This window comes from Burkholderia sp. B10, from assembly GCF_004368385.1.
Classification (GTDB): Bacteria; Pseudomonadota; Gammaproteobacteria; order Burkholderiales; family Burkholderiaceae; genus Burkholderia; species Burkholderia vietnamiensis.
Map to the genome: position 1 here is coordinate 62,332 of NZ_PQMX01000031.1, position 11,973 is coordinate 74,304.

Here is an 11,973-nt window from a genome sequence, read left to right on the forward strand (position 1 = left end):
GGCTGGCGCGCGCAACACGGGCGCACCCGTAGGCGGCGCGCCGCGCACCGGGCGGGTGCGCGATGCGCGGCGGCGGCCATCGATGCCCCTCGGCGGCCGGCTACGTGCCCGGCCGCAAGCGCACGACGCGCGTGCCGCAATTGCCGTACGCCTGCTGGATCGCCAGCTCGACGATCGGGCTGCCGGCGGCCCAAGGCGCCGCGTCGGCGCCGCCGAGGTCGGTGCGCAACGTCGCGCGGCCGTTGATCCGGTAACGGATGCCGCGCACGAAATCGATGAACAGCAGCCCGATGCCGACCGCCTCGTCCGCGCGCATGGCGATCCGGTTGCCGTCGTCATGGAGCGGCAGCACGAAGCGCAGCGTTTTCGTGTCGACCACGCGCACGACGGGCAGCAGATCGCCGTTCGCGTCGCGCTGGCTCTGCACGATATCGCAGGTCGCCGCGCCGTCGGACGTCGCGCCGACGAACATGAACGGCTGCGTCTCGACGAACTGGCGCACGCCGATGCTCAGGCGCGTCGTGACGACCTCGCTCATCCGTTCGGCATCGTCGGCCACGCCGAAGCGTTGATGTGCATCGAGTTCGCCCGCGTGGAACACAGGGTGATGTGGAAAGGAACGCGGCGGTTCGGCCATGCGGGCTCCGGTAGGCGCGTCGTTATGCGGTACGGGCCGCTCGCGCTCGGGCGCTCGGCGGCGTCGTTGCCGTCGCGCTCGGACGCTGCGGCGATATGCGGCCGACGTCGCGTATCGAACGCGAACCCCGAACCACGAGAAGCGGAACAATCAGCAGACGATGAAGCACCGGACACGACGGCCGGCGGCGCATGCAGCGTGCGCCACGGCGGCTTGCTGGCCGCAGACTGCACGGCCGGCCAGCGCCGCACGGCCCTTGCGCGCCGCGCGACGTCGCGTGCGGCGTGGTCCAGCCCCGGCGCCTCACCGCTGCCGCGGCGATCGGAACAACCCGAACGCCTCGACCGGTACCCGGACCAGCAGACACCGCCGCACGGCGCTCACATGCCGCACGACACCACGTGCGGCACGGTCCGGCCCCGGCGCTTCACCCCTGCCCCTGCGATCAGAAGAACCCGAGCGCCTCGGCCTGGTAGCTGACCAGCAGGCACTTCGTCTGCTGATAGTTGGACAGCGCCATCTTGTGCGTCTCGCGACCGATGCCCGACTGCTTGTAGCCGCCGAACGCCGCATGCGCGGGATACAGGTGATAGCAGTTGGTCCACACGCGGCCGGCCTCGATCTCGCGGCCCATCCGGTATGCACGCGTGCCGTTGCGCGTCCACACGCCCGCGCCGAGCCCGAAGAACGTGTCGTTCGCGAGTTCGATCGCTTCCTGCTCGTCCTTGAACGTCATCACCGACGCGACCGGCCCGAAGATCTCTTCCTGGAACACGCGCATCTTGTTGTTGCCGAGCAGCATCGTCGGCTTCACGTAGTAGCCCGCGCCGAGATCGGCTGCCGGCGCCGTGCGTTCGCCGCCCGTCAGGCATTGCGCGCCTTCGCCGCGGCCGATGTCGATGTACGACAGGATCTTGTCGAGCTGTTGCTGCGACGCCTGCGCGCCGATCATCGTCTGCAGGTCGAGCGGATGGCCGGCCTTGATGCGCTCGACACGCGCGACCGCCTTCTCGATGAAGCGCTCGTAGATCGATTCCTGGATCAGGATCCGCGACGGGCACGTGCACACTTCGCCCTGGTTCAGCGCGAACATCGCGAGGCCTTCGAGCGTCTTGTCGAGGAACGCGTCGTCCTGGTCGAGCACGTCGGCGAAGAAGATGTTCGGGCTCTTGCCGCCCAGTTCGACGGTCGAAGGAATCAGGCTCTCGGCGGCGGCGCGCAGGATGTGCTTGCCGACCGGCGTCGAACCGGTGAACGCGATCTTCGCGATGCGCTTGCTGGTCGCGAGCGCCTCACCGGCTTCCTTGCCGAAGCCGTTGACGATGTTGATCGTGCCGGCCGGGAACAGGTCGCCGATCAGCTCCATCAGCACCAGCACCGATGCAGGCGTCTGCTCGGCGGGCTTCATCACCACGCAGCAGCCGGCTGCGAGCGCCGGCGCGAGCTTCCAGGCGGCCATCAGCAGCGGGAAGTTCCACGGGATGATCTGGCCGACCACGCCGAGCGGCTCATGGAAGTGGTATGCGACGGTGTTGTCGTCGATCTCGGAAATGCCGCCTTCCTGCGCGCGGATGCAGCCGGCGAAGTAGCGGAAGTGGTCGACCGCGAGCGGCAGGTCGGCGGCCATCGTCTCGCGCAGCGGCTTGCCGTTGTCGATCGTCTCGGCCACGGCCAGCAGCTTCAGGTTCTTCTCCATCCGGTCGGCGGCGGCGAGCAGCAGGTTCGCACGCTCGGTGACGGACGTCTTGGCCCACTTGCGGCGCGCGGCGTGTGCGGCATCGAGTGCGGCCTCGATGTCCTCCGCGCCCGAGCGCGGCACGCGGCAGAACGGCTTGCCGTTGATCGGCGACACGTTCTCGAAATAGTCGCCCTTCACCGGCGGAACCCACTTGCCGCCGATGTAGTTGTCGTACTGCTGACGATACGGATATTCGACGTCGAGGCCCAGTTGTTTCAGGTCAAACGGGTTCATACATGTCTCCTGTTCATCGTGCTTGTGTGAATGCAGCGCCGGTTGGATCGCGCTGCACGGATTACGCAACATGCGTGCCAAAGCGGGCCGACAAGCAAACCGGAGCGATGCGTGCGGCCGTCCGCCGCGCGCAGTCGCTGCACGCATCGCGCAAGTGTGTCGATTCTGAACAATGCGATGGCACAGCCGCGGCGCGGGTGTTCGGATTTTCCACAGCGCAGCCGCGCCGCCGCATCGGTGTGTGACAGTCGGCGCGTGGCATGTGGCTTGCGTACGGCTCGGTGTTTCGTACGCCCAGACGCGACCACCGAACCATGACCGATGCGGCCCCTCTCAGCGACGATGCCGTCGCCTTCATCCAGGAACAGGCGTTCCTGATCGTCGCGACCGCGAACGCGGCCGGCGACGCCGATTGCTCGTATCGCGGCCGTCAGCCGCGCGCCGACGGCTCGTTCGCGCCGCTGGTCCATGTGGCCGATCGCAGGACGCTGGTGCTGCCCGACTTCGCGGGCAACAACCTGTTCAACACGATCGGCAACCTGCTCGTGAACCCGTCGATCGCGTTGCTGTTCGTCGATTTCGTGCGGCAGACGACGTGGCTCGTGCAGGGGCGCGCGACCGTCGACGAAGATGCCGGAAGCCACGCGCAGCTGTGGCCCGATGCGCGGCGCTACGTGGTCGTCGCGGTGGAGCGCGCGCAGGCACGCGCGGATGCGCGGCTGCCACCGCTGGTGCTGGCGTGACGCGGCGTGGGGCGGGCGTCGTGTCTTCGGATCGGTAGGACTACGCGGCGTTGCGCGCCGCACGCCGCGCCGCCGCATCGCCACGCGCGCGGCTGCCGTCGTCGGCGCCCGTCGTCGCATCCGGCGCCGGCCGCGCGCCGAGAAACGCGAACACCACACCCGCGCACAGCACCGTCACCACCGCGAGCGCGAGCAGCAACCGGTCGAACGCGTGCAAATAACTCGCCAACAGCGTCGCGCGATCGACGCCCGGCAACACGGCCGCCGCGCCGGCGAGATCGCCGGTCGCGAGCCGCGCGGCCGCGCGCAGCGCCGCATCGGATGCGCCGGACGCGCCGCCCGCCGGCACGCGCCGCAGATCGGCGTGCGCAAGCGTCGCCAGCACCGCGCCGGCGATCGCGAGCGCGATGCCCTCGCCCGCCACGCGCGTCGTGCTGAAGATCCCCGTCGCCATCCCCGCGCGCTCCTTCGGCACGACGCTGACCGACAGCCCGTCCATCAACCCCCACGGCATCCCCGCGCCGATGCCGATCGCGAGCATCGGCCCAATCGCGGCCGGCCCGGCGCCGCCGCGCAGCGCCACATCGAGCCACACCAGGCCGGCCGCCGCGAGCAGCAGACCGAGCCCCGAGATCACGCCGGCCGACAGCCAGCGCGTGAGCGTCGCCGCGACCAGCGGCACGATGAGCATCGGCGCGGAGATCGCGAGCATCAGCCAGCCTGCGTCGATTTCGCTGAAGCCGTCGATGCCGATGAAGCGCAGCGGCAGCACGACCAGCAGCACGATGTAGCAGCAGCAGGTCGACACCGGCAGCACCTGCACGCCGACGAAGCGCGGAATCCGGAACAGCGACAGGTCGAGCATCGGCCGCGCGACGCGCGTCTCGATCGCGACGAACGCGCACGCGCCGAGCGCCGCGCCGGCCAGCAGCACGACGACGAGCGGGTCCGTCCAGCCGCGCGCGGGCGCCTCGATCACGCCGAACGTGAACAGCGTCAGCGCGCCGGTGAACGCGACGGTGCCGGGCCAGTCGAGCCCCGTCGCATGCGGGTCGCGCGACTCGTGCATGCGCGGCAGCCCGAGCGCCAGCGACAGGACGCCCGCCGCCGCGCCGGTGACGAAGATCGCGCGCCAGCCGTGATGCGCGATCAGCCAGCCCGCGAGCACCGGCCCGAACGCGAGGCCGACGCCGAACGTGGTGCCGAGCAGGCTGAACGCGCGCGTGCGGGCCGCGCCGTCGAACTCCTGCGCGAGCGCGGCCGTGCCGCCCGCGAGCGCCGCGGCCGCCGCGAGCCCCTGCGCGGCGCGCAGCAGGTCGATCGCGAGCATCGACGGCGCGAACGCGAGCGCGACCGACATCAGCGTGAAGCCGCCCACGCCGATCGCGAACACGCGCTTGCGGCCGAACTGGTCCGCCAGCGCGCCCGCCGCCATCAGGCAGCTGCCGAACGCGAGCATGAACGCGTTGGTGATCCAGTTCATCGCGACGGGGCCACCATGCAGGTCGCGGCCGATCGCCGGCGTCGCGACCGCGCCGCCCGAAAACGACAGCGGCAACGCGACGGCCGCCATGCACACGGCCGCCAGCACCCACGCGCGCCGGTGTGCCGCGCCGGTCGAACCGGCTGAAAACGGGTGATCCATCATCGCTCCTCGAAATGACCGCGCGGATGCGCGTCGATAGCGATCGAAGATAAATCGGATTGAATTCGAGAAAAACCGTGCAAGGCTCCGCATATATCGGACTAAAATTCCGCAATTCCCGATCAATCGCAGCCCGCTCCGTCTCGATGGAAAACCTCAACGGCATCGCCGCGTTCGTCCGCGCCGCCGAAGCACTGAGCTTCGTCGCGGCCGGCCGCGCGCTGGGCATTTCGGCGTCGGCCGTCGGCAAGACGATCGCGCGGCTCGAGCAGTCGCTCGGCGTACGCCTGTTCAACCGCACGACGCGGCGCGTCACGCTGACCGACGAAGGGCGCCATTTCTACGAGCGCTGCCAGCGCATCCTCGAGGATCTTCGCGACGCGGAAGCGACCGTCACGGCGTCCGCGCAGCGCCCACGCGGCAGGCTGCGCGTGAGCCTGCCCGTGATCGGCTACCGGTTTCTGCTGCCGGTGCTGCCGGCGTTTCGCGAGTGCTACCCGGAAGTGGAGCTCGACCTGGATTTCAACGACCGGATGGTCGACGTCGTCGAAGGCGGCTTCGACGCGGTGATCCGCAGCGGCCCGCTGTCGGATTCGAGCCTGATGTCGCGGCGGCTCGGCCCGTTCGCGTTCGTGCTGTGCGCCACGCCCGCGTATCTCGCGCGGGCCGGCACGCCGCGCGTACCGCACGATCTCGACACGCACGATTGCGTGCGCTACTGCTTTCCGACCACCGGCAAGCTGCAGGACTGGGCGCTGGCGGCCGACGACGGCACACCGCTGAAGCTGCGCACCGCGATGACCTGCAACAACATGGAAGCGCTGCGCGGCGCGGTGATGGCCGGCCTCGGCATCGGCTACATGCCCGACTTCCTCGCGCGCGACGCGCTCGACGCCGGCACGCTCGTCACCGTGCTCGACGACTACCGGATCGCACCGGGACAGTTCTCGATCGTGTGGCCGTCGAGCCGGCAGCTGTCGCCGAAGCTGCGCGTGTTCGTCGACTTCCTGTGCGAGCGGCTGTTCAGGTAGCCGAACCGCGCGCCCGTGTCGGCCGCCGCGCCCCGCGCCATCGACGGCTCACCGTCACGCGGCGCCGATCCGCTCGGCCTGTTGCGGCGGCAACAGCGCGTCGCTGTCGTCCTTGAGGCCGACGCCCGTGAGCCGCAGCCGGCGCGCCTCGGTCATCAGGTAGTGCAGCTTGTGCGCCGCCGCCGCATGCGGCAGGCCTTCGGGCCGCACGTTCGAGATGCAGTTGCGCTGCGCGTCGTGGCAGCCGACCTTCGGCGCCCACGTCAGGTACACGCCGAGGCTGTCCGGCGAGCTGAGCCCCGGCCGCTCGCCGATCAGCATCGCGACGGCCCGCGCGCGCAGCAGCTCGCCGATCTCGTCGCCGAGCGCGACGCGCGCCTGCGTCGCCACCACCACCGGGCCGAGCCGCCAGCCGTCCGCGTGCAGCCGCGGGCACACGGCCTGCAGCAGCGGCAACGCCTGCTTCGCGGCCGCGAAGGCGGACAGCCCGTCGCCGACCACGAACACCACATCGGGCGCATCGTCGAGCATCGCACCGTAGCCGGCCAGCAGCGCGCGTCCGTCGTCCGACAGCTTGCGGCCGAGATCGGGGCGGCGCAGGTAATGCTGGCGATCGACTGCGGCGCTCTGCACGCCGAGCGTCGCGAAGCCGGCCGTGTCGAGCTCGCGGCGCAGCGCCTCCGAATCGAGCGGCTGATGCACGGCGTCGCGCGCCTGCGCGTGCGACAGGTTGAACGCGAGCAGCGGTGCGGTCGGCAGGCTGCTGCCCGCGCGGCCGAGCGCGATTCGCGCGTTCGTGAACGCCTTCAGCTGCGCCCACGGATTCTTCTCGACGGCGTCGCTCATGCGGAAATCCCCATCCAGTCGTTCGCGCCCGCGAGCAGCGGCACGCGTGCGTTCGCCGCGCGCAGGGCGCCGTGCGCGTCGGCGATCTCCATCGTCTCGAGCCACTCCTCGAACTCCGGCGCGCGGCGCAGGCCGAGCACCTCGCGCACGTACAGCTGATCGTGAAACGACGTGCTCTGGTAGTTCAGCATCACGTCGTCCGCGCCGGGAATCCCCATGATGAAGTTGATGCCGGCCGCGCCGAGCAGCGTCAGCAGCGTGTCCATGTCGTCCTGGTCGGCTTCCGCGTGGTTCGTGTAGCAGATGTCGCAGCCCATCGGCACGCCGAGCAGCTTGCCGCAGAAGTGATCCTCGAGGCCCGCGCGGATGATCTGCTTGCCGTCGTACAGGTATTCCGGGCCGATGAAGCCGACCACCGTGTTCACCAGGAACGGATCGAACTTGCGCGCGACCGCATACGCGCGCACTTCGCAGGTCTGCTGGTCGACGCCGAAATGCGCGTTCGCCGACAGCGCGCTGCCCTGGCCCGTCTCGAAGTACATCACGTTGTTGCCGACGGTGCCGCGCGCGAGCGACAACGCGGCGGCGCGCGCCTCGCCGAGCAGCGCGAGCGAGATCCCGAAGCTCGCGTTCGCCTTCTCGGTGCCCGCGATCGACTGGAACACCAGGTCGACCGGCGCGCCCTTGTCGATCGCCGCGATCGTGTTGGTCACGTGCGTGAGCACGCAAGACTGCGTCGGCACGCCGTAGCGCTCGCGGAAGCCGTCGATCATCGCGAGCAGCTTGACGATCGCCGCGAGGCTGTCGGTTGCGGGGTTGATGCCGATCATCGCGTCGCCGCAGCCGTACATCAGCCCGTCGAGCATCGACGCGGCGATGCCCTTCACGTCGTCGGTCGGGTGATTCGGCTGCAGCCGCACCGACATCCGGCCGGGCAGCCCGACCGTGTTGCGAAAGCGCGTGACGACGCGGCGCTTTCTCGCCGCCGCGATCAGATCCTGGTTGCGCATCAGCTTCGACACGGCCGCGACCATCTCCGGCGTGAGCCCCGCTGCGATGCGTTCGAGCGCGGCGCCGTCGGCCGCCGGCGACAGCAGCCAGTTGCGGAAATCGCCGACGGTCAGATGCGAGATCTCCGCGAAGGCCTGGGCGTCGTGATCGTCGACGATCAGGCGCGTGACTTCGTCCTGTTCGTACGGGATCACCGCCTCGTTCAGGAACGCCTTCAGCGGCACGCTCGCGAGCGCGATCTTCGCGGCCACGCGCTCTTCCTCGCTCGCCGCCGCGACGCCGGCGAGCTGGTCGCCCGAGCGCAGCGGGCTCGCCTTCGCGAGCAGCGTTTTCAGGTCCGCGAACCGGTACGTGCGCGGGCCGATCGTCTCCGTATAGGACATCGTTCGAATCTCCTTGCCAGTGCTTGCGCTGCCTGCCGGGTTTACCGGGCTCGCCGTGCGTGAACCGCCTGCACGGCTTGCCTTGCTGCCCTGCTTTCCCTGCCTTCCTGCCTGCCCACCTCTTCCGCCTGCCGAACGCCAACGGCGCGCCCGTTCCATCGGGCGCGCCGCAGGCCGTCATGCGCCGCCGTTCGGGCGTGCCAACGTCATTCCTCGAGCAGCACGTCGGCCGGCGCGCTCGCGCGCTGCGACCGGGTCGCGATGAAGTAAGCGTAGCCGACCGCCAGGAACGCGATGAACACCATCGCCACCAGCCCGTTGAAGTAGACCATGGTTCCGAGGCACACGAGGGCCGCCACGATCGCGAACGCCGGGAACAACGGGTACATCGGCGCACGGAACGGCCGCGCCATGTTCGGTTGCGAGCGGCGCAGCTTGAACAGCGCCGCCATGCTGACGATATACATCACGATCGCGCCGAACACCGACATCGTCACGATGTTCGCGGTGAGCGTCTGGCCGCCGAACTGGATCAGCTCGTCGCTGTAGATCGCGGCGATCCCGACCACGCCGCCCGCGAGGATCGCGCGATGCGGGGTCTTGAAGCGCGGATGCACCTTGCCGAGCCATTCGGGCAGATAGCCTTCGCGGGCCAGCGCGAAGATCTGGCGCGAATAGCCGAGGATGATCCCGTGGAACGACGCGACCAGCCCGAACAGCCCGAGCCACACCAGCATGTGCATCCAGCCGCTGTTCGCGCCGACGATGTACTTCATCGCCTGCGGCAGCGGATCGTTGATGTTCGCGAGCTTGGTCCAGTCGCCCGCGCCGCCGGCGAACACCATCACGCCGATCGCGAGGACCACGAGCGTCAGGATGCCGGCCACGTAGGCGATCGGGATCGAGCGCTTCGGGTTCTTCGCTTCCTCGGCGGCCATCGCGACACCTTCGATCGCGAGGAAGAACCAGATCGCGAACGGAATCGCGGCGAACATGCCGTGGAACGCGCCCATGCTGAAGTGATCGGCACCGGCCCAGCCGCCCTTCATGAAGTTGCTCCACGCGAAGCCCGGCGACACGACGCCCATGAACACCAGCAGCTCGAAGATCGCGAACAGCGTGACGACCAGCTCGAACGTCGCGGCGATCTGCACGCCGACGATGTTCAGCGCCATGAACACGAGATACGCGCCCATCGCCGCGTGCTTCGGCTCGAGCCCAGGGAACTGCACGTGCAGGTATGCGCCGATCGCCAGCGCGATGGCGGGCGGCGCGAACACGAATTCGACGAGCGTCGCGGCGCCGGCGAGATAGCCGCCGGTCGGGCCGAATGCGCGGCGCGCATACGCGAACGGGCCGCCCGCGTGCGGGATCGACGTGGTCAGCTCGGTGAAGCTGAAGATGAAGGTGGTGTACATCGCCGCGACGAACAGCGCGGTGATGACGAAGCCCAGCGTGCCGGCGCTCGCCCAGCCGTAGCTCCAGCCGAAGTACTCGCCGGAGATCACGAGGCCGACCGCGATGCCCCACAGTTGCCAGGTGCCGAGCGTTTGCTGCAGCGCGGGCTGGCCGGACGACTTGGCGCCGGCTGCGGGCCGGCCATTCGACTCTGCTTTCATCGGATTCTCCTGAAGGGCGCCGGCCTGCCTGCCCGCGCGACTGAGAATCGATGCTAGAGAGTCATAAAACGACGTGTTATCGAAATTCGGCAAAGATGGCGGCTGACGTTTCGCTGACGGAAACGCCGGGCGCGTGGTGCGGGACGTTATGCAGGCGCGCTGGGCGCGCGCGGAGCGCGCCGGAGCGGGGTGTGGTGGCTCGGGCGGTGTGGACGCCTCGCGCGGTGTGGGTGGCTCGCGCGGCGTTGGTAGTCCGCGCGGCATGAGAGGCTCACACGGCGTTGGTGGTCCACGCGGTGGGGGTGGCTCGCGCGGCGTGGGTAGTCCGCGCGGCGTGAGTGGCTCGCGCGGCGTGGGTAGTCCGCGCGGCGTGAGTGACTCACGCGGCGCGGACGCCCCGTGCGGCGTTACTGACCGCCGCCGCGCTGGTTGAACCAGCGGTCGAGCAGCTTGCCGGCCGCTTCGCGGCCGCCGAGACCGAACGACAGCGCGACCGCCACCGCGATCGCGCCGAGCACGAGGCCGAACGCGAGCTGCACGATCTCGTTGGCGATGCCCATCGCGCGCAGCCCCATCGCGAACACGAGGCCGAGGATCGCGAACTGCGCGATCCGTGCGAACAATACGCTGTGCTCACGGTCGGCCTGCTCGATCACGCGCCGTGCAAGCCCGGCGAGCCACACGCCGATCACGAGGATCACGCCGCCCATCAGCACGTGGCCGCCGAATTCGATGAACAGCGTGACGACGTCGCGCACCTGCGTGAAGCCGAGCCGGTTGGCCGCCTCGACCGCCGCGAACAGCATCGCGAAGAACACGATCAGCCGTGCGACGAGCACCGACGGCTGCAGCATCCCGGAGAACACGCGCTCGACGCCGAGCACGGCCGGCAGCCCGTCGGCGCCGGCGGCTTCCAGCAGCTTCTGCGCGAGCGACGCGACGAAGCGCGCGAAATAGAACGTCACCACCACGATCACGATCGCCGCGACGATGTCGGGCACCGCGCCGAGGAACTGGTTCAGCATGTTGGTCGCAGGGATCGAGATCGCCTCGATCTTCAGCGCATCGAGCGCGGAGATCAGCGTCGGCACGAACACGAACACGTAGACGATCGTGCCGATCAGGCTCGACACGCGCACCGGCGTCGGGCTGTCGAGGCGCGCGGTGAGGCGGTCGGCGCCGGCCGCGACCAGCAGGTTCGTCACGAGGCCGCGCAGCACGCGCGCGACGATCCAGCCGACGAAGCCGATCATCGCCGCCGCGAACAGGTTCGGCACGATCGCGAGCAGCTTGTCGACCATTCCCTGCACCGGCGCCAGCAGGCCGGACAGCGCGAACGACCCGAGAATCGCGGGCAGGAACATCAGGATGACGAGCCAGAACAGCACGTCGCCGAGATAGCCGCTCATCGGCTGCATGCCCGCGCTTTCGGCCAGCGCGGTGTCGACCTTGCTCGCCTTCAGTGCGCGGTTCGCGAGGCTGCGCAGCAGCGACGCGATGAGCCACGCGATCAGCGTCAGCGCCGCGCCGCCGATCAGGTTCGGCAGGTAGTCGACGATGTGCGTGACGAGCAGCGAGAACGGATTGGACACCGCGTACAGATTGAGCACGTTGAAGATGCCGACCGCGGTGACGAGCAGCACGAGCCAGAACAGCCCGGCAGCGATGATCCGCTCGACGCACGCGCCCTGACCGGTGCTTTCGCTGATCCGCCGGTCGACGTTCAGCGCGTTCAGCAGCCGGAGCGCGCCGGCCCGCACGGCCACGGCGATCAGCCAGCCGATCAGCAACAGGCCGATCGCGCCGGCTATCTTGGGCAGGTAGCCGCCCAGCGTGGTCTGCAGCGACGTGATGAAGCTGGAAGCATCCATTTCTTCTTCTCCCGAAAACGTGGCGTTGCGATTGAACGTCGACGAACTACCTGCGTACTTCGAAAACCGTGCGTTACCGTCCGGCGAACTTACCCGAGAAAAATGACGCGTTGATCCGATTTCACCCTCTTTAACTTTAGTCGGTGATCGGAGGGGTGAACCCCGATTCGGACAAATTAAAAGGGGGCGATTCGGGGGCGGACGATGGCTGGGAG

The 11,973-nt window shown here is 69.1% G+C and carries 9 protein-coding genes; 2 read left to right on the top strand and 7 right to left on the bottom strand.

All coding sequences use genetic code 11. The features are described from left to right. Positions 1-100 precede the first annotated feature (100 nt). Positions 101-637, bottom strand: coding sequence for a hypothetical protein (locus tag C3Y15_RS17195; protein WP_014722196.1), 537 nt, complete (start codon positions 635-637; stop codon positions 101-103). 445 nt (positions 638-1,082) lie between these two features. Continuing rightward, positions 1,083-2,609 (bottom strand): aldehyde dehydrogenase family protein, encoded by a 1,527-nt coding sequence (locus C3Y15_RS17200; protein WP_011882841.1) that lies wholly within the window; start codon positions 2,607-2,609, stop codon positions 1,083-1,085. Positions 2,610-2,923: 314 nt separating this feature from the next. Here C3Y15_RS17200 and C3Y15_RS17205 point away from each other — a divergent pair, with 314 nt between their 5' ends. After that, the gene (locus tag C3Y15_RS17205) at positions 2,924-3,352 is read left to right on the top strand and encodes a pyridoxamine 5'-phosphate oxidase family protein (protein WP_014722195.1); all 429 of its coding nucleotides are present in this window, start codon (positions 2,924-2,926) and stop codon (positions 3,350-3,352) included. Between the two features lie 40 nt (positions 3,353-3,392). On the opposite strand, the gene C3Y15_RS17210 is transcribed toward C3Y15_RS17205, so the two are convergent. Next, complete coding sequence (locus C3Y15_RS17210; protein WP_011882839.1) at positions 3,393-4,997, bottom strand: MFS transporter; 1,605 nt, start codon at positions 4,995-4,997, stop codon at positions 3,393-3,395. Between the two features lie 146 nt (positions 4,998-5,143). Here C3Y15_RS17210 and C3Y15_RS17215 point away from each other — a divergent pair, with 146 nt between their 5' ends. Further along, a complete protein-coding gene (locus tag C3Y15_RS17215) occupies positions 5,144-6,028 on the top strand; it encodes a LysR family transcriptional regulator (RefSeq protein ID WP_011882838.1) in 885 nt (294 codons plus the stop codon). 54 nt (positions 6,029-6,082) lie between these two features. Here C3Y15_RS17215 and eutC read toward each other — a convergent pair whose 3' ends face one another. The 4 genes from eutC to C3Y15_RS17240 form a co-directional block, all read right to left on the bottom strand. After that, positions 6,083-6,874: an ethanolamine ammonia-lyase subunit EutC gene (eutC, locus tag C3Y15_RS17220; RefSeq protein WP_011882837.1), complete on the bottom strand. Its 792-nt coding sequence runs from the start codon at positions 6,872-6,874 to the stop codon at positions 6,083-6,085. Further along, the gene (locus tag C3Y15_RS17225; protein WP_034192978.1) at positions 6,871-8,268 is read right to left on the bottom strand and encodes an ethanolamine ammonia-lyase subunit EutB; all 1,398 of its coding nucleotides are present in this window, start codon (positions 8,266-8,268) and stop codon (positions 6,871-6,873) included. The genes eutC and C3Y15_RS17225 overlap by 4 nt, the downstream gene beginning before the upstream one ends. Before the next feature lie 206 nt (positions 8,269-8,474). Next, on the bottom strand, positions 8,475-9,887 hold the full coding sequence (gene eat / locus C3Y15_RS17230; protein WP_014722192.1) for an ethanolamine permease: 1,413 nt from the start codon (positions 9,885-9,887) through the stop codon (positions 8,475-8,477). 407 nt (positions 9,888-10,294) lie between these two features. After that, positions 10,295-11,758, bottom strand: a complete 1,464-nt coding sequence (locus C3Y15_RS17240; RefSeq protein ID WP_046425450.1) for a mechanosensitive ion channel — start codon at positions 11,756-11,758, stop codon at positions 10,295-10,297. Between the last annotated feature and the right edge of the window lie 215 nt (positions 11,759-11,973).